Below are 18660 nucleotides of genomic sequence, written 5' to 3' on the forward strand. Positions count from 1 at the left end.
TTTATGATTTCTTAATATGAAAAAATTTCTACTCTCTATAACGGGAAAAACGCTACAATGGTTTTTTCCGTTTTCAATGGTAGCCAATGACTAACGCAATAATCTGCCGTGTCGCCTTAGCGATCCCACTACATAAACAGTTTGATTACCTGTTGCCAGAATATTTAGCAAACAAACTTAATCACTCAGAGCAACAATTAGTGGGATGTCGTGTGCGAGTACCCTTTGGTGGTAAACGACAGATGGTAGGTGTCATTTGTGCCGTCAATCCTGATCTCGATTACGCTATAGATAAACTAAAGGATATCACTCAACTTATTGATACGGCTCCTCTGTTAACAGACAAGTTATGGTCATTGTTACGTTGGGCAAGTTTTTATTATCAACATGCCTTTGGTGATGTTTTTCAACAGGCAATTCCAACCTTACTTCGTCAAGGTAAAGAGGCGACTTTTAAAGGTAGCGAACCATTGGCAATTAGTCGATGAAAATATTGATATCAATGACTTCAAACGCGCAAAAAAACAGTATCAAGCATTAACCCTTTTAGGCAATAAATGTTTATCGAGTAGTGATTTTAAAGCTCAGGGCATCGCTCGAATTACACTGAAAGCCCTACAGGATAAAGGTATTATCACCTCTCTTGAAAAACAGCCCGAGATCAATTTAAATTGGCTTAATGACTTTGAAGAATCCACCGAAAAACCTTATTTAACCAGTGAGCAAGCACTTGCTATTACAGCGGTTAATCAACAAAATAAAATTTTTAAATGCTTTTTATTAGAGGGCATCACAGGCAGTGGTAAAACAGAAGTTTATTTAAATATCATTAAACCTATTTTAGAGCGCGGACAACAGGTATTAATTATTGTGCCTGAAATTGGCCTAACACCGCAAACAGTGCAACGTTTTCAACAACGCTTTAATGTGCCAATTTATCTTAAGCATTCGGCATTGAATTCACGCGAACAACTTGATAGTTGGTGTCATGCTAAATTAGGTAGTGGCGCTATTATTATTGGTACTCGAAGCGCTATTTTTAGTGACTTTAATAATCTAGGCCTAATTATATTAGATGAAGAGCATGATGCTTCTTTTAAACAACAGGATGGCTTTCGTTATCACAGTCGAGATTTTGCTATAAAGCGTGCACACCTTGAACAAATTCCTATTTTGCTGGGCTCTGCGACGCCTTCCTTTGAGACCTTGCATAATGCCCTACAGGGGAAATACCAACATCTACATTTAACACAAAGAGCGGGCAACGCAAAACCACCTGCATGCCATTTAATCAACCTTGCGGGTTTGCCATTGCAAGCAGGATTATCACCACAATTGATTGATTTAATGGGTAAACATCTCGAAAAAAATAATCAAGTGATATTATTTTTAAACCGCCGTGGTTATGCTCCAGTATTAATGTGCCATGAATGTGGTTGGCTGGTAAAATGTGGTCGTCGCGATGCTTTTTATACCTATCATAAATCGGCTAATTACTTGCATTGCCATCACTGCGCGAACCACTCAACCCGTACCAACACAATGTCACGATTGTGGTTCTACACAACTTATGTCCACTGGTGTAGGCACGCAACAATTAGAAGAAACGCTTCAGGCACTTTTCCCGCAATATCCAACCGTTCGCATTGATCGCGATAATACCCGTAAAAAAGAAAGTTTTAATCAGTATTTGGCGGATATTAATGATGGCAAATATAAGATTCTATTAGGCACACAAATGTTAGCTAAAGGACACCACTTCCCAGACGTCACTTTAGTTGCCTTGATTGATGTCGACGGAGCTCTATTTAGTAACGATTACCGAGCAAGTGAACGTTTAGCACAATTATTTACACAAGTTGCTGGTCGTGCAGGACGTGCAGAAAAACGCGGTCAGGTAGTATTGCAAACTCATCACCCGGAGCACACGTTATTACAAGAATTAGTGAATAGTGGATATGGAGATTTTTCTCGTCATGCACTTAATGAACGTCAGTTAGCACAATTACCGCCTTACTCTTTTCAAGCACTACTTCGTTCTGAATCAGAAAATGCGACATTAGCAGAAAATTTTTTAGGTTTGTGTAAGCAGATAATTGAACAGATAACCTCTCAAAATAAAATTGATACGCGTCTTTTAGTATTAGGGCCTATTCCTGCTTCAATGGAACGACGTGCCGGTAAATATCGATTCCAATTGTTATTACAAGCGGATCAACGCATATTAATCAGTAATACACTTAATCAAGCACAAGCGCAATTTGATAAATTACCTGAAGGGAAAAAGTCAGATGGTCAATTGATGTTGACCCAATTGATTTTGTTTAGGAAATTGTTTTAAAGAGGTTTTTAAGAAGCTTGTGTTTGATATCGCTATCGGAGGTATAACTGGCCCTAGTTAACAATTGCCAGTTAAATTCAAAACAAATAAAACATCACTTGTTTTGAATTTACTGATATGACAACTGAAAGCTAACAGCTAAGAGCTTTTTTATCTTATTAGGCCTTAGCAAATAGATAGGTACGATAACCACCAATCAGATTTTTAGCTTTATAGCCATTATTGACTAATTGACGATAAGCCACATTTCCACGTAAACCTACCTGACAATAAATAATGATTTCTTTATCTTTTGGTAATTCGTGCATACGTTGGCGTAACTGATCAACTGGAATATTTAATGTACCTGCTAGGAAGCCATTTTCAAGCTCCCCTGGATTACGCACATCAAGTAAAACTTGTTGATCGCTAAGGTTATCAATCTCATCAAAATGAATTGCTCTGGCATCACCCTTGATAATATTATTAGCAACAAAAGCCGCTTGATTGATGACATCTTTAGCACTTCCAAAAGGTGGTGCATAGGTCAATTCTATATGCTGTAACTGTTCTACTGTCATACCTGCACGTTGTGCAACCGCCATCACATCGATACGTTTATCTATGCCATCTTTACCAACGGCTTGTGCGCCTAAAATTTTTCCATTAACAGGATCAAATAACATTTTAAATGAAACAATTTCAGCGCCTGGGTAATAACTTGCATGACTTGCCGTATGTACATAGACCTTTTCAAAGGCGATATTATCTCTAATTAATTGTTTCTCATTTTTACCAGTAGAAGCAATTGCTAAATCAAATATTTTACAGATAGCTGTTCCCTGAGTACCTTGATAACTTTCATTTCGCCCAAACATATTATCAGCGACCATACGACCTTGACGATTAGCAGGCCCAGCAAGTGGTACTAACGAAGATTTCCCCGTCACAAAGTCTTGCTCTTCAATCGCATCACCAACAGCATATATAACAGGATCACTAGTTTGTAGCTGGGCATTAGTTTTAATCCCACCTAATTCGCCTATTTCAAGCCCTGCATTGCTTGCTAAAGAAATTTCTGGTTTAACACCTATCGCCATAATTAAAATATCAGTTTCTAGTGTTTCACCGTTATTTAAAGATAAAGTTAAGCTACCTTGTAAATGTTGATGTTGATTGGTTTCACCTGCATCAAAATTAGCAACCGTTTGACTTGGGTTAAACTGCACACCTTGCAATGCCACACCCAATTGTAAATCGATGCCTTTATCTCTAATTTCTTGATGAACAAAACCAGCCATCTCTCTATCAACGGGGGTCATGACTTGATCAGCTAATTCAACTAAAGTTGTTTTTATACCTAACTGATGAAATGCTTCCATCATTTCTAAACCGATAAAACCACCACCAACAACCGTTGCATGCTCAGGTTTATTGATAGCAATGGTTTCAATAATTTTATCCATATCTGGAATATTACGCAGTGAATGCGTTAAAGGATTTTTGATGCCTGGAATAGGAGGCACAATAGGGCCTGCTCCTGGGCTGAGTAATAAAAAGTCATAGCTTTCAGTATATTCACTGTTATCTGCAAGCAGGCGAACTGTAACAGTTTTGCTGTCGCGATTAATAGCGACCACTTCGCTTAATGGACGAACATCAACATTAAACCTAGCAAGAAAGCTTTCAGGTGTTTGTAATAATAATTGGCTTTTATCTTTAATATCGCCACCAATATGGTACGGCAAACCACAGTTAGCAAATGAGACAAAAGGGCCTCGTTCAAACATAATAATTTGTGCATCTTCACTTAAACGACGAGCACGCGCTACTGCTGAGGCGCCACCAGCGACACCACCAACGATTAATATTTTTTTAGACATAGTTTTTCCAAAAGTTAAAAATAAAAAATAATTTAAAATGAATATTGAAAATGATACTTACAGCATCATTTGATTACGCAGACCTACTTTAAATACCCTTATTTTTATCTACACAAGTGGTTGACTTACATCCTAATAATTTTAGAAAAAATGTTGCAGGGCAAAAACCTGTAAAGGCACTTTGTAATAAATTTAAGCCAGCAAAAACGGTTAACCAAACAAAATTAGGGTGTACAAATTGTGTCAAAATCACAGAAAGTAAAACCATTGTGCCTGCTAAAACTCTTATACCATTTTCAATTGTCATTTTATTTCTCCTATTTAATAACTACCAGCTATCATAACCAACTAAATTAGATATTACTAATAAATATTAAACTAAATAACATAAAACTAATTTAGATTGATAACTATTGTCACAAAATGTATTATTGAGCCATTATAAATGAGGAAAAAATATGAATAACAAATTAGCATTAATTCATGAAAAGGCATCTGAGGTAAGCGAGTTATTAAAATTAATGGCTCATAAAGATCGTATGATTGTTTTATGTCTATTATCCGATGGTGAGTTAGGTGTTTCAGAGCTAAGAGAACATACCAAGTTAAGTCAATCAGCTTTCTCCCAACACTTGGGTGTATTACGTAAAAATGAACTTGTAAAAATTCGTAAAGAATCTCAGCAAGTATTTTATTCCATAGCAGATCAACGTGTCAGTTTATTATTGAGTGCGTTACAAAACGCATTTTGCCCTGACGAATAACCTCTGGAGTTTTATCATGGAAAACTTTACTCCCTGGACATCATTATTAGGTGGTGCTCTGCTTGGCCTTTCGGTCGCATTATTAATGTTATTTAGTGGCAAAATTGCCGGTATTAGTGGCGTTATTGGTGGCTTATTAACCCCACAAAAACACGAATCAAGCTGGCGAGTCGCTTTTTTAACCGGTATGATTTTGAGCTTTTTAATTGTCTTGCCACTAGGGTTTACATTACCTGATATCAGTAATAATAATATTCTACTCGTTTCATTGGCGGGTTTGCTCGTCGGCTTTGGGACTCGCTTAGGAAATGGTTGCACCAGTGGTCATGGGATAATCGGGCTAGGACGACTTTCTAAGCGCTCTATTTATGCTACCTGTATTTTCATGGCGCGAGCTATCGTAACGGTTTACATTCGCAGTTTATTTGGAGCTGTTTAGCATGTCTAAATCTAAAGTAATTAGAATAATAGTTGGATGGGTCTCAGGCGCACTGTTTGGTTCAGGTATGATAATTTCAGGCATGGTCAATCCCGATAAGGTGATCGGTTTTTTAAATGTCACTGGAAATTGGGATCCAAGTTTGATCTTTGTTATGGGTGGGGCCTTGGCTGTTTTTGCTCCTTTTTATCATTTTATCATTAAAAAACGTTCTCATTCGATTAGCGGTGATGCTTTTACCTGGACCACCAATACCCAGGTTGATGGGACATTAATGTGGGGAGCGATTATTTTTGGTGTGGGTTGGGGATTAGCTGGTTTTTGCCCTGGCCCAGCGATTTCAAGCGTCGCTGGAGGCACAAACATCATATTAGCTTTTATATTAAGTATGCTAGTCGGAATTATTCACGCTAATCAATATCTTGCTAGTCGATTCCCACTTCCATTTGTTGGTTATCGAAAACAATGCCAATCAACTAAATCATAATTTCAAACATCACAAGATGGATTTCAGTGTTATCTTGTGATGCATCTTTTCTACAAACGTCTTACTTCAAAAATATCTTTTAACTGTTTCAATTTATTAACTAATTTCTTTACGTCATCACTATTTTGAACTTCTAAATTGAGATCAATTGTCGCAGATTGATTCTTAATATTAGACATACTGTTAACACCCAGCACATTTACTTTTTCGTTAGATAATAGGGTTGTAATATCTTTCAATAAGCCACTTCTATCTAAAGATTCAAGACGTAAAGTCAATGAATATCCCGCTGATTGTGCATCCCCCCAAGTCGCTTCGATAATACGTTCAGGATGAGCATCTCGTAGGTCTGCAAGCTGTTCACATTGTTGACGATGCACTGAAATTCCTCGCCCTTGGGTGATATAACCTTCAATTTTTTCACCGGGAATGGGCTGACAACAACGTGCAATGCTATGCATCAAATTACCCACACCATCAATAATAATATTGCTATTCGAAGGTTTAGGGGTAAAACTTTGCTTACGTTTTTCTAATGCCTCTAGGGCGACCATGTCTTGTTGCTCTAGTGTTTGTTCATGATGATAATCATCTAAAAAATGTAGCAATTGATTTAAACGCAAATCACCATTGCCAATTCCAGCAAAAATATCATCATCACTACTAACATTAAAACGTTTAATCGCAGGAGTCACATCACTTAATTTAAGTTTAATTTTATGTAGTTCTGCCTCCAATAATTCACGGCCAGCGGTAATGTTTTTATCACGATCTAATTGTCTAAACCAGGTAGCAACTTTATGACGCGCCCTTGGCGCTTTAATATATCCAAGGCTTGGATTCAGCCAGTCTCGACTCGGATTTTCAGTTTTTTGGGTTAAAATTTCAACCTGATCACCGGTTTTTAACTGATAAGTAAAGGGCACAATATGATTAGCTATTTTTGCTCCAATGCAACGATGGCCCACTTGGCTATGAATATAATAAGCAAAATCCAGTGGCGTTGATCCAGCCGGAAGGTCAACCACTTCCCCTTTAGGTGTAAAGACATATACCCTATCCTCAAATACTTGGCTTCTTAACTCATCCACTAAATTATCGTCATCGGCCAAATCATCTTGCCAAGCTAATAATTTACGTAACCAAGCAATTTTTTCTTCATAACCACTAGCAGATTTTCCACCGGCACTGCCCTCTTTATATTTCCAATGAGCAACAACTCCTAATTCGGAGTCTTCATGCATTTGTTGTGTACGAATTTGCACCTCAATGGCTTTACCTTCATCACCTAATACAACCGTATGAATCGACTGGTAACCATTTGCCTTAGGGTTAGCAATATAGTCATCAAACTCACTTGGTATGTGGTACCACATAGTATGAATCGCACCTAAAGCGACATAACAATCCTGTAGTTTTTCGACAACAACACGTACCGCGCGCACATCAAAAAGTTGTTCAAACTGTAAGTCTTTCTTTTGCATTTTACGGTAGATACTATAAATATGCTTAGGACGGCCATAGGCGCTACCGGTTATATTCATTTCTGTTAAAGAGTTTTGTACTTGGGCAACGAAATCTTGAATATAGTTTTCACGATCTATACGTTTTTCAGAGAGTTTCTTAGCAATTTTTTTGTAAACCTCTGGCTCTAAATAACGAAAAGCCAAATCTTCCAATTCCCATTTTAATTGCCCAATACCTAAACGGTTAGCTAATGGTGCATAAATAGAGGAGATTTCACGAGCAGCTGAGTACTTTAGTCGCTTCATCTTCAATCTTAAGTTGGCGCATATAGCAAATTCGCTCGGCAAGTTTAATTACTACAGCACGAACATCCTCTACCATTGCTAATAACATGTGTCTTAGATTATCAACCTGTGAAGCTACTATTTTTGTTGAACCTTGGTTCTGTAATGCGCGAATACCTTCCATATCCATTGCACCTTTTACAAGTTTAGCGATGCGTTTCGACCACACTTCATCAACTTGTTCTTGGGTGAGAATTTTATTATCTAATAATGGAAAAATAAGCGCGGCATTTAATGTATCCATATCCATATTAAGCGTTACTAGAATTTCTACCATCTCAGTACCTAACTCTAATAATGGTAACTGCTCTGGTTGGGCGCATAACATGATGGTTTTTTCATAGTTCTCTAGCAGTTTTTTCTGATCTTTTTTATTCAAGCCAAGTGTCGTGACCCATTTTGCAGGATCTTTTTGTGCCGTTTGAAAAAAGTGTGTATCGCGGACAGAAACCATGAAAAAACTCCAAAATATAAAATATTTACGAATAAAATCCTAACAAACAAAGCGCAGAAAATAAATATTGATCAATTAACAAATAAAGCCATTGATTCCATATGTCCTGTTTGTGGGAACATATCTAATAAACCTAACTTATCGAGCTGATATCCTTTATTTAGCAATAATTCACTATCTCGCGCTAGGGTAACGGGATCACATGAGACATACAAAATATGGGAAGGTTTCAATGAAATAATAAATGACATCGCTTCGAATGCACCAGCGCGAGCTGGATCTAATAATACCTTGTTATAAGAGTCTTTTGCCCAGGGTTGTTTGCTTAAATTTTCTGCGCTTAAATCTGCTTGGAAAAAATCAGCATTAGTAATTAAATTAGCACTGGCGTTGTTCGTTGCCCTGTCCACCATTTTTTGGACACCCTCAACACCAACCACTGACTCAACCTGTTTCGCAATTGGCAAGGTAAAATTACCAAGACCACAGAATAAATCTAAGACTTTGTCCTGTTTTGTTAACGCTAACCAAGTTAAAGCTTGTTTTACCATTTTCTTATTAACTGACTCATTTACCTGTAAGAAATCTGTGGCGCTAAAATTAAGCGTGCATTGCCACTCTGGTAACTGATAAGAAAGCTTTTGTTGACCATTTAAACAAATATACTCTTTTTGGAAGGTTGGCTAAAAAGTTAACTTGATATTGTTCGCAAAACACTTTAATTAGCTGTAGATCACTTTTAGGTAAAACACTTAAGTGGCGAAGTAATACCACAGGGCCTTGATCCGATTCAATCAATTCAATATGGCCTAAATCAGCTTTACTTTGCAGACTGTTTAACAATAGCTTTAATGGCTCGATTAATTTTTCTAGCGATGTTTTTAATACAGGGCATACCTGTTGATCGATCAAATCATTAGATAATGCTCGCCGAAAACCCATATTCACTTTTTTAGTTTTTCTATTAAATTGCAAACCAAAGCGTGCACTGCGGCGATAAGCCCATGATTCCGATGTAATCGGAGCTTCTAAGTCAGTTGGTATTTTTTTGGCAAAACGTGTAAATAAACTTTTCAAACCGAGCATTTTAATTTCGACTTGATGCGCTCGCAGTCGTATGTTGAAGATGGCATCCACCGCAATCTTCATAATGTGGGCAACTAGGTGTAACACGATGCTCACTTGCTTGGATAATATTGGTTATTTTTCCTTTACTAAAACGCTTTTTACTTTCTGTTACTTGTACATCAAGTATTTCACCAATTAATGCGCCACCAATAAAAATCGGTTTGTTTTGATAAAAAAACAAGCCTCTGCCTTGATGATCCAACTTTTCTATTAATACATTTTTTAAAATGCGACTTTTTATATTATTTTTGGGTGATGCTTTAAAGAACTGAGCCATAAGTAATTCACAGGTAAGAGAAGCTATGCCATCATAGCTTTACTGGTTACATTGTCACATAAATCAGAATAAAAGCATTCATTTCATCGACTAAAAATTAGAAAATTACCTATGACAAAATATGGACTACGTGCACAAGTCATTACTTATACGATTTTACCGACTATTTTGATTGGGGGATTACTGGCGGCATATTTCACATTTCATCGCTATGTACAGTCAAATGACTTCCTGATTAATCGTGCGATTAACATTGCAGAACCCCTCGCTATCGCCAGTGAATATGGCATACAGGATGACAGCCGTACTATTTTACGACGAATTTTAGGTGCAACCCACAGAAAAAATAGTGAAATAATTAAAAGTATCGCCGTTTTTGACGCTCGCAATGAAATGCTAGTAACCAGTAATTGGCACCGTAATTTTAATCTCTTAAAAATAGCGCCAGGCGAAGGTATCCCAGAAATAACACAGGTTATTCATCTTGCTAATAGTATTGTTATCCAAACCCCTATTATCGATGAATCTAATTTTTTAGAGTACCAACTGACCTTTGATCAACCAAGAAAAATGATGGGTTATGTTTCCTTAGAAGTGACACGAACTCAAATTGAATTATTGCTTTTCCGTGATGCGGCTTTTTCAATTATGGTGGTGCTAATTGGTATCTTTGGTAGTTTATTTATTGCCTTTAGACAGGCGAGACGTATCACTGCCCCCATTTCTGAAATGGCCTCTGTCGTTGAAAAAATCAGTCTCGGGCGATTAAACTCACGTGTAGAAGGAGATTACACTGGCGAAATAGCATCATTACAAAATGGTATTAATGAAATGGCATTGGCTATGTCAACCCATCATGAGGAAATGCAAGAAAATATCGACCAAGCAACCAGTGAGTTAAGGGAAACTTTAGACTTGATGGAAGTGCAAAATATTGAGTTAGATATTACTCGTAAAGATGCTCAACAGGCGGCATCCGTAAAATCTGAATTCTTGGCTAATATGAGTCATGAATTACGTACCCCGCTCAATGGTGTCATTGGTTTTGCAAGGCAACTTCTGAAAACACAAATGACAGCCAATCAATTAGATTACTTACAAACCATTGAACGCTCTGCTGGTAATCTTTTAAATATCATTAATGATATTTTAGATTTTTCAAAACTTGAGGCTGGTAAATTAAAACTTGAACATATTCCCTTTGACCTAAGGGAGTGCATAGATGAAACCATGCATTTACTCGCACCAAGTGCCCATGAAAAACAACTTGAACTAAGCATGATGGTTGGCTCCGAAGTACCCTATGATGTCATTGGGGACGCGATGCGTTTACAACAAATTTTAACTAACCTTATTGGTAATGCCATTAAATTCACCCAACAGGGCAATATTGAAATACAAATTCAACGAATTGAGCAGGAAAATGATACTAATAACAATGTCACGCTTAAAATAATGATATCCGATACCGGTATTGGTATTTCTGAAAAACAACAAAAACAACTCTTTAAAGCCTTTGGACAGGCAGATAGTAGCGTCACAAGGCAATATGGTGGCACAGGTTTAGGGCTCGTTATTACTGAAAAATTAGTTAACGAAATGAAGGGAAGTATTGATCTAGTTTCCGTGCCTGAACAGGGTTCAACATTCTGGTTTACGATTCAAATAGAAAAAAATAATCACAACCTTTTAGCTAAATTACCTCTATCACAATTAAAACAACAATCTGTTTTAGTCTATGAAAATAATAAATTTGCTTCTCGTGCCTGTTCACAGTTACTTAATCAGTGGCAAACAACCTTAACCATGACTGAAACTGAGCTTCTATTCCAACAAAAACTAGATCAACAGTACGATACCATTGTGATCGGCCATAGCCAATGTGACAACCTAACACCTCTTTTTGATCATATTGAAAAAGCTCAGGCTTTTACCAGCAATATCGTAGCCTTAATTAATTCTAGTGACCCTAGTATTTTTGAAGTTGTTAAATCAATGGGCGCAACGCATTGCTTAAGTAAACCAATTAATCATAAACAATTAGCTAATGCTCTGATTACAGAAGAAAATAATCAATTGCCTCCTGTACAGGCACAAAATTTCCTAGTTTATTACGTAAAGATATTAGTGTGATGGCGGTTGATGATAACCCAGCGAATCTAAAACTAATCCAAGCAATGCTCAGCGATCGTGCGACACATGTCTGTATCTGTGAAAATGGTCAAATAGCGGTGGATCAAGCAACAGAGAAAAAATTCGATATTATTTTTATGGATATTCAAATGCCTATTTTAGATGGCATTAGCGCCTGGTTCTCAAATAAAGGCTGGTGAAATAAATGCCAACACCCCTATTATCGCTGTTACCGCTCATGTACTACCCGGAGAAAAAGAGCAATTTCTACAAAAAGGCATGGATGATTGCTTAGCTAAACCCATTGATGAACTAGCGCCGCAACGGATCATTAATAAATGGGCACCTGATGCGAAGGTCTTAAATCGTACTATTATCAACCCCAACAATCCCATTACATTACCAACTAGCAAAGATTTGTCCTTCGATTGGTCATTAGCTTTAAAGCAATCTGCAGGTAAAGAAGCTCTAGCAAAGGAAATGTTATCAATGTTACTTGATGACTTTGAAGAAATTAAAGTGAATACCAGAAAAGCCATAATAGGTGAAATTGATAATGTCCACTTCGCTCAGATTATTCATAAGTTTCATGGTGGTTGCAGTTACAGTGGAGTACCTAAATTGAAAAAAATTACTGGCTTAATTGAACAAGAGCTTAAACAGGGAGTTAGCCCTGACTTATTAGAGCCAGAGCTATTAGAGTTATTAGATGAGCTAGATAATGTGCTCAATGACTGTGCACATTATCAATAAAGTTTATGCTTTTCCTTCTAATACTTTTGCATCTAAATGTAATTGTCTTGTCGGAAAAGCAAATTCAGCTTGGTGCTGTTTAACTATTTTCGCCACTTGAAGTAAAACATCCTGCTTAATATGATGGAATTGCACCCAATCCGTGGTTTTTGTAAAGGTATAAATAAAGAAGTCCAAGGATGAATTATTAAATAAATCAAAGTTAACAATTAATGTCTGATTAGTATCGATATCAGGGTGGTTATTTAGCATATCACGTACATCAGTAATAATAGCTTCAACTTGGCTAATATCTTTATAACGTAAACCAAAACTTTCTTTAATACGACGATTACTCATGCGTGATGGATTTTCTACAACAATTTGAGTAAACAGACTATTAGGTACATATAACGGACGTTTATCAAAGGTACGAATACGGCTAACACGCCATCCGATATCCTCCACAGTGCCTTCTATTGACTTATCAGGGCTTCTTATCCAATCACCAACTTTAAAGGGTTTATCCATATAAATCATTAGCGCGCCAAATAAATTAGATAACAAGTCTTTAGTCGCCATACCAACCACTAGGCCACCCATGCCACCAAAGGCTAACACTCCTGAAACACTGACTCCTAGAGTTTGCACAATAGACAATATAATAATCACGGCTAAAGATAATTTTGCTAGCTTAGCCATAGCCGTCACAGTGGTAGTATCTTTATCTTCGAGAGCAACAAACGTCTCTTCGGCTTTATTAACCAGTCGAAGGAATGCCCAACCAACCAAAATCAATATTGATATTTTTTGAATCAATGGCAAATACTCAGAAAGCAAAAGCTCTTCACTTTCAGCAACCACACGCAATGCCATTGAGCCCCCCATCAACACAATTAACCAATTTACAGGTCTAGACACCGCAAACCAGGCAATATCGTCCCAATGATTTTCCGTACGCTCAATAATAACCTCTGTTTTTCTGGCGAAAGCTCGCCAAACCAACTGTAATATCAAGGTAATCAATATCACCACCGAGAAGTTAGCGACCCAATTACCAATGTTCAATGACACTAACAATTGCTGTAAATATAATTCAATTTGCTCAAGCATTTTTATTCCTCATCGCAATCGGCAATGTATTCATACCAAAAGAAGTAAAAAGGTGATCTGTCTTGCTGGTTAAAATTACTTCTAGCGGTGTTGTGAGTATTGAAGTGAGAACAACTATCTCCTGCAACTCACGCCTTGCTAGTGCTAATTTTCCTGTGCAATACTTGATCACTTCATTACTTCCTTTTCTATTATTAATTTCAAAGTAAAAATAATTTTTCATACATATAAAAAAACCCCGCATTGATCATATCAAAGCGAGGTTTTATTTTTAACATTAAAATGTTTAATCTCTGACGTAAATGACTTCCATCGTTTCGTCTTCATCATCCCAATCATCGTCTTCGTCATCTTCACCAAAGTGCAGATTAGCATCATCCATTGCGGATTCATGGTAATCATCCCATTGGAACTCAACCTGTTGACGCTCTTCTTCAGCCGTGTATTCCGTTGGCATTTCTTCGAGATGATCAGCTACGTCTTGACAAACTTGCTGGGTACCCGTTTTTGAAATCGCAGACAATCTTATAAATTGGACCGTCCCAATTTAAGCGTTCAATAACCGACTGCATCACTTCTTCTGCTTCTTCAGGCAACAATAAGTCAGTTTTATTAAAAATTAACCAACGCTGTTTAGTCGCTAATTTCGGACTATGTTTGCTTAGTTCTTCTAAAATTATTTCTGCGTTATCAGCCGGATCACTTCCATCTGCTGGTAATAAATCAACCATATGCAGTAGTACACGACAACGTTCAAGGTGACGCAAGAAGCGAGTACCTAAACCAGCACCTTCAGAAGCGCCTTCAATTAATCCAGGAATGTCTGCAATTACGAAACTGCGGCCATGCCCCATACTTACAACCCCAAGGTTTGGGATCAAAGTCGTAAATGGGTAATCAGCCACTTTAGGTTTAGTCTGCAGAAACACTACGAATAAAAGTAGACTTACCTGCATTAGGTAATCCTAGCATGCCCACATCGGCAAGTAATAATAGCTCTAACTGCAAGTTACGCACTTCACCAGGCGTACCATCTGTCTTTTGACGAGGAGCACGATTGGTACTTGTTTTAAAACGTGCATTACCTAACCCGTGAAAGCCACCTTTAGCGACTAAGAGTTTTTGACCTGTCTTAGTTAAATCACCAATTACTTCACCTGTGTCTTCGTCACGCGCACGAGTACCAACAGGAACAGGAATAACCAGATCGTTACCACGAGATCCAGTACAATCACGTGTTTGACCATTTTCACCACGTTCTGCGACATAAAAGCGCACAAAGCGAAAATCAACAAGTGTATTTAAGTTTTCATCAGCTTGTAAATAAACATCACCACCATCACCGCCATCACCACCATTAGGGCCACCACGAGGAATATATTTTTCTGTACGGAAGCCAACACAGCCGTTGCCACCATCACCAGCATCAACCTTTATTTTTGCTTCATCAACAAACTTCATTCCAACCTCCAAGAAAAATACACACAACAATTTGATGCGTGTTGATTATACCTATTTTTATTAAACATCTTTAGATTAGTATAATGACTAATAAAAATAAATAAGTGAAAAAAAGCCCCGCATAAGCGAGGCTTTAGAATTCTAATTCGTAACTGAATTACTCAGCAACGATGCTCACGAATGAACGTAGTGGTTTACCTTTCTTTTCGAATTTAACTGTACCAGTTTGTTTCGCGAAAAGAGTATGATCTTTACCAAGACCAACATTCAGACCAGCGTGGAATTTAGTACCACGTTGACGAACAAGGATATTACCAGCTAATACAGACTCGCCACCAAAACGTTTAACACCTAAGCGTTTACTTTCTGAGTCGCGACCGTTATTAGTACTACCACCAGCTTTTTTATGTGCCATTTTAAATAACTCCTAATTAAGCGTTAATTGCAGTAATTTTAACTTCAGTAAACCACTGGCGATGACCAGCTTGAGTACGTGAATGTTTACGACGGCGGAACTTAACGATTTTAACTTTTTTACCACGACCGTGTGCAACTACTTCTGCAGTTACTTTACTTCCGTCTACGTATGGAACACCAACTTTAACGTCATCTGCGTTAGCTACTAGAAGAACTTTATCAAATTCAACAGTTGCACCAGCTTCAACATCAAGTTTTTCCAAACGAAGAGTTTGTTCAACAGCAACACGGTGTTGCTTGCCACCACTTTGGATAACAGCGTACATGTTTATTACTCCGTTCAGGCTTCTCGTGCTATTCATCATAGGAATTAGCATCAAGAGCGCACTTATTAATCACAATGGAGGCGGAGTTTACGGCAATTAGGCCCTCTTGGCAATGCTATTCAGAAAAAAAGGAAATAGTTGTATCTTCTATTTCAAATAACAAAACCGTTTGTTTAAAAATACTACATTATACTATTTTTCAGCAACTTACGGTCAAACGTTTTCCTATAAACATAAACTAAATTAGTTCTAGTTTTTGTGACAACAGAGTTGAGATACAACCGATAAAGGGCAATAATAAGCACCATCATTTTAATGCTTAATTCGGAACAGTTACACCATGAATATCAAACAAATTCAGCAAATAACAGACAATGAAATGTCGCAGGTGAATGCCTTAATTCAAGCACAGTTAACTTCTGATGTCGCATTAATCAATCAACTAGGTTTTTATATTGTTAATAGTGGTGGTAAACGTATCCGCCCCCTTATCACTATTTTAGCGACTCAAGCACTTAATTTACATAATGATAAAATCACTAAGTTAGCGACTATTATTGAATTCATTCATACCGCTACCTTATTACACGATGATGTGGTTGATGAATCTGACCTGCGTCGCGGTGAAAAAACTGCAAACGCTCTCTTTGGTAATGCCGCCAGCGTTTTGGTAGGTGACTTTTTATATACACGCTCCTTTCAAATGATGACTGATTTGCAAAACTTAAAAGTCATGGATGTGCTTTCCAATGCAACTAATGTCATTGCTGAGGGTGAAGTTTTACAATTAATGAACTGTAATGACCCTGATACCACTGAAAAAAGCTACATGGATGTTATCTACTTTAAAACTGCGAAGCTCTTTGAAGCGACGAACACAGCTTGTTGCCGTATTAGGAGAACCAACCAGCAGAAATAGAAGAGGCTTTATTAAATTACGGTAAATATCTTGGTACTGCATTTCAATTAACCGATGATGTCATGGATTATGATTCAGACGCAGCAGAAATGGGTAAAAACACAGGCGATGATTTAGCAGAGGGAAAACCTACTCTACCATTACTTCACGCGATTCAACATGGCACAGAAGCACAGGTGAAGTTAATTCGTGATGCAATTGAAAAAGCTAATGGCATGGATCACTTTGATGAAATCATGCAAGCATTAAATGAAACTAACGCCCTGCAATATACAAAGCAGAGAGCCCTAGAAGAAGCTGACAAAGCCATTGATGCGCTTTCTGTATTACCAGAAAGCGAATATAAACAGGCCTTAATTAGTCTTGCTCATATTGCGAGCAGATAGAAAAAGCTGAAGAAAACGATCAGCTATCAGTTTTTAGTCGCCAGTAAAATCAAAACAAACTTTCTAGCCTTTAAGCTTTAACACTTTCCAGCCTTTAAAGTAAAAAGGCCACTATATTTTTCAATATAGCGGCCTTTTTTATTAGATTTAACCAGTTAGCTTAACTAAATGGGTTAACCTGAATCATTGTTTCGTTACGATCTGGGCCAGTAGATATAATATCCATTGGTACGCCTGTGATTTCTTCTAGGCGTTTAATGTAAGCTTTTGCATTTTCTGGTAATGCGTCAAATGATGTCACACCAAATGAAACTTCATCCCAACCAGCTACTGTTTCATAAACAGGTAACGCAACTTCATAACCATCTGCACTCATTGGTGGTACATCAACAATCTCGCCACCAGGCATTTCATAACCAGTACAAATTTTGATTTCTTTTAATCCATCTAATACATCAAGTTTGGTTAAACAGAAACCAGTAATACTGTTAAGTTGTACTGCACGCTTAATAGCAACAGCATCAAACCAACCTGTACGACGTAAACGTCCTGTTGTTGCACCAAATTCATGACCTACCGTCCCCATATGATGACCAGCAGGCTCTAACTTATCAATACCATCATAAAGCTCTGTTGGGAAAGGACCTGAGCCAACACGCGTGGTGTAAGCTTTAACGATACCTAATACATAATCAAGGTGCGTTGGACCAAAACCACTACCAGTTGCAACACCACCAGCGGTAGTATTTGAAGAGGTAACATACGGGTATGTTCCATGGTCAATATCAAGCAATGTACCCTGTGCGCCTTCGAATAAAATATTTTCGCCACGTAAGCGCGCTTTATCTAGCTCATCAGTTACATCAATAACCATGCTGATCAATAATGGAGCCATTTCAGTCATTTGTGCAAGCACGTCTTCATAACTAACAGCATCAACTTTGTAGTAGTTTACTAATTGGAAGTTGTGGTATTCCATCACTTCTTTTAGTTTTACTGCAAATTTTTCCATATTGTATAAATCATCAATACGTAAACCACGACGCGCTACTTTATCTTCGTAAGCTGGACCGATACCACGACCTGTCGTACCAATTGCTTTATTACCACGTGCTTTTTCACGCGCAACATCTAATGCAACGTGATAAGGCAGAATAAGAGGACAACCTTCACTAATGAACAAACGTTCTTTAGCTGGTATACCACGCTCAGTTAACATATTCATTTCAGTAAACAAAGCATCAGGTGCTAATACAACACCATTACCGATAACACACTTTACGTTTTCACGTAGTATGCCTGATGGGATAAGATGAAGAACTGTTTTTTCTCCATCAATTACAAGAGTGTGGCCAGCATTGTGCCCCCTTGATAACGAACAACCCATTGTGCTTTGTCTGTAAGAAGGTCTACGACCTTACCTTTGCCTTCGTCACCCCATTGAGTGCCAAGAATTACTACATTTTTTCCCATCAGAATCACATATCTCTAGCGAATTGAGCGAGGATTTTAGCAATAATTAATCACCTTGATCAATCCCTTTATGCTCAAAACCTTGTCAGTTTAAATTTCAGGCACAAAAAAAGGGCTACCAATAAGCCCTTTCAGAA

Annotated in this window: 19 protein-coding genes and 4 pseudogenes; 10 read left to right on the top strand and 13 right to left on the bottom strand. The window is 37.6% G+C overall.

All coding sequences use genetic code 11. The annotated features are described in order from the left end of the window. The first annotated feature begins 86 nt into the window (after positions 1–86). From ACLKMH_RS22450 to ACLKMH_RS22460, 3 genes are read left to right on the top strand one after another with little or no spacing between them, the layout of a single operon-like run. The gene (locus ACLKMH_RS22450; RefSeq protein WP_413700026.1) at positions 87–488 is read left to right on the top strand and encodes a hypothetical protein; all 402 of its coding nucleotides are present in this window, start codon (positions 87–89) and stop codon (positions 486–488) included. Beyond that, a complete protein-coding gene (gene priA, locus ACLKMH_RS22455; RefSeq protein ID WP_413700027.1) occupies positions 400–1650 on the top strand; it encodes a primosomal protein N' in 1251 nt (416 codons plus the stop codon). The genes ACLKMH_RS22450 and priA overlap by 89 nt, the downstream gene beginning before the upstream one ends. Further along, positions 1571–2341 (top strand): helicase-related protein, encoded by a 771-nt coding sequence (locus ACLKMH_RS22460; protein WP_413700028.1) that lies wholly within the window; start codon positions 1571–1573, stop codon positions 2339–2341. Before priA ends, ACLKMH_RS22460 begins: the two co-directional genes overlap by 80 nt. 158 nt (positions 2342–2499) lie before the next feature. Here ACLKMH_RS22460 and ACLKMH_RS22465 read toward each other — a convergent pair whose 3' ends face one another. Both ACLKMH_RS22465 and ACLKMH_RS22470 read right to left on the bottom strand, forming a co-directional pair. Then, positions 2500–4203 (bottom strand): FAD-dependent oxidoreductase, encoded by a 1704-nt coding sequence (locus ACLKMH_RS22465; protein ID WP_413700029.1) that lies wholly within the window; start codon positions 4201–4203, stop codon positions 2500–2502. An 88-nt stretch (positions 4204–4291) separates the two neighbouring features. Then, the gene (locus ACLKMH_RS22470; protein ID WP_413700030.1) at positions 4292–4510 is read right to left on the bottom strand and encodes a DUF2892 domain-containing protein; all 219 of its coding nucleotides are present in this window, start codon (positions 4508–4510) and stop codon (positions 4292–4294) included. A gap of 151 nt (positions 4511–4661) precedes the next feature. Here ACLKMH_RS22470 and ACLKMH_RS22475 point away from each other — a divergent pair, with 151 nt between their 5' ends. The 3 genes from ACLKMH_RS22475 to ACLKMH_RS22485 are packed head-to-tail and all read left to right on the top strand — an operon-like array spanning position 4662 to position 5893. Continuing rightward, positions 4662–4967 carry an ArsR/SmtB family transcription factor gene (locus tag ACLKMH_RS22475; RefSeq protein ID WP_413700031.1) on the top strand — a complete coding sequence of 102 codons (306 nt, stop codon included), beginning with the start codon at positions 4662–4664 and terminating at the stop codon, positions 4965–4967. 16 nt (positions 4968–4983) lie between these two features. Further along, positions 4984–5406: a YeeE/YedE family protein gene (locus ACLKMH_RS22480; protein ID WP_413700032.1), complete on the top strand. Its 423-nt coding sequence runs from the start codon at positions 4984–4986 to the stop codon at positions 5404–5406. Position 5407: 1 nt separating this feature from the next. Next, complete coding sequence (locus tag ACLKMH_RS22485; RefSeq protein WP_413700033.1) at positions 5408–5893, top strand: DUF6691 family protein; 486 nt, start codon at positions 5408–5410, stop codon at positions 5891–5893. Positions 5894–5943: 50 nt separating this feature from the next. Here ACLKMH_RS22485 and relA read toward each other — a convergent pair. The 4 genes and pseudogenes from relA to ACLKMH_RS22505 all read right to left on the bottom strand — a co-directional run bounded on the left by relA (position 5944) and on the right by ACLKMH_RS22505 (position 9563). Beyond that, positions 5944–8158, bottom strand: a pseudogene (gene relA, locus ACLKMH_RS22490) (GTP diphosphokinase). A 71-nt stretch (positions 8159–8229) separates the two neighbouring features. Beyond that, positions 8230–8709, bottom strand: a complete 480-nt coding sequence (gene rlmD, locus ACLKMH_RS22495) for a 23S rRNA (uracil(1939)-C(5))-methyltransferase RlmD (RefSeq protein ID WP_413700034.1) — start codon at positions 8707–8709, stop codon at positions 8230–8232. A 49-nt stretch (positions 8710–8758) separates the two neighbouring features. Next, positions 8759–9244 (bottom strand): hypothetical protein, encoded by a 486-nt coding sequence (locus ACLKMH_RS22500; RefSeq protein WP_413700035.1) that lies wholly within the window; start codon positions 9242–9244, stop codon positions 8759–8761. A 1-nt stretch (position 9245) separates the two neighbouring features. Next, positions 9246–9563, bottom strand: a complete 318-nt coding sequence (locus ACLKMH_RS22505) for a TRAM domain-containing protein (protein ID WP_413700036.1) — start codon at positions 9561–9563, stop codon at positions 9246–9248. Positions 9564–9674: 111 nt separating this feature from the next. Between ACLKMH_RS22505 and ACLKMH_RS22510 the strand changes: the two genes are divergently transcribed. The 3 genes from ACLKMH_RS22510 to ACLKMH_RS22520 are packed head-to-tail and all read left to right on the top strand — an operon-like array spanning position 9675 to position 12449. Further along, positions 9675–11696, top strand: coding sequence for an ATP-binding protein (locus tag ACLKMH_RS22510; RefSeq protein WP_413700037.1), 2022 nt, complete (start codon positions 9675–9677; stop codon positions 11694–11696). Then, positions 11696–11896: a response regulator gene (locus ACLKMH_RS22515; protein WP_413702448.1), complete on the top strand. Its 201-nt coding sequence runs from the start codon at positions 11696–11698 to the stop codon at positions 11894–11896. Before ACLKMH_RS22510 ends, ACLKMH_RS22515 begins: the two co-directional genes overlap by 1 nt. Next, positions 11859–12449 (top strand): Hpt domain-containing protein, encoded by a 591-nt coding sequence (locus ACLKMH_RS22520; protein ID WP_413700038.1) that lies wholly within the window; start codon positions 11859–11861, stop codon positions 12447–12449. The genes ACLKMH_RS22515 and ACLKMH_RS22520 overlap by 38 nt, the downstream gene beginning before the upstream one ends. Before the next feature lie 3 nt (positions 12450–12452). Here the strand turns inward: ACLKMH_RS22520 and ACLKMH_RS22525 are convergent, their stop codons facing one another. The 6 genes and pseudogenes from ACLKMH_RS22525 to rplU form a co-directional block, all read right to left on the bottom strand. After that, positions 12453–13541 (bottom strand): mechanosensitive ion channel family protein, encoded by a 1089-nt coding sequence (locus ACLKMH_RS22525; protein ID WP_413700039.1) that lies wholly within the window; start codon positions 13539–13541, stop codon positions 12453–12455. Continuing rightward, complete coding sequence (locus ACLKMH_RS22530) at positions 13534–13764, bottom strand: hypothetical protein (protein ID WP_413700040.1); 231 nt, start codon at positions 13762–13764, stop codon at positions 13534–13536. The genes ACLKMH_RS22525 and ACLKMH_RS22530 overlap by 8 nt, the downstream gene beginning before the upstream one ends. Positions 13765–13827: 63 nt before the next feature. After that, positions 13828–13998: a hypothetical protein gene (locus ACLKMH_RS22535; RefSeq protein ID WP_413702476.1), complete on the bottom strand. Its 171-nt coding sequence runs from the start codon at positions 13996–13998 to the stop codon at positions 13828–13830. 32 nt (positions 13999–14030) lie between these two features. Beyond that, positions 14031–15002, bottom strand: a pseudogene (gene cgtA, locus ACLKMH_RS22540) (Obg family GTPase CgtA); the annotation flags it as partial. 157 nt (positions 15003–15159) lie between these two features. After that, positions 15160–15417 (bottom strand): 50S ribosomal protein L27, encoded by a 258-nt coding sequence (gene rpmA, locus ACLKMH_RS22545; protein ID WP_413700041.1) that lies wholly within the window; start codon positions 15415–15417, stop codon positions 15160–15162. Between the two features lie 16 nt (positions 15418–15433). Beyond that, positions 15434–15745, bottom strand: a complete 312-nt coding sequence (rplU, locus tag ACLKMH_RS22550; RefSeq protein WP_413700042.1) for a 50S ribosomal protein L21 — start codon at positions 15743–15745, stop codon at positions 15434–15436. A 340-nt stretch (positions 15746–16085) separates the two neighbouring features. Between rplU and ispB the strand changes: the two are divergent. After that, positions 16086–17050 (top strand): annotated as a pseudogene (gene ispB / locus ACLKMH_RS22555) (octaprenyl diphosphate synthase). Positions 17051–17210: 160 nt separating this feature from the next. Here ispB and ACLKMH_RS22560 read toward each other — a convergent pair. Next, positions 17211–18523: pseudogene (locus ACLKMH_RS22560) on the bottom strand (adenylosuccinate synthase). Positions 18524–18660 lie beyond the last annotated feature (137 nt).

Source organism: Psychromonas sp. KJ10-10, assembly GCF_047323245.1.
Taxonomy (GTDB): domain Bacteria; phylum Pseudomonadota; class Gammaproteobacteria; order Enterobacterales; family Psychromonadaceae; genus Psychromonas.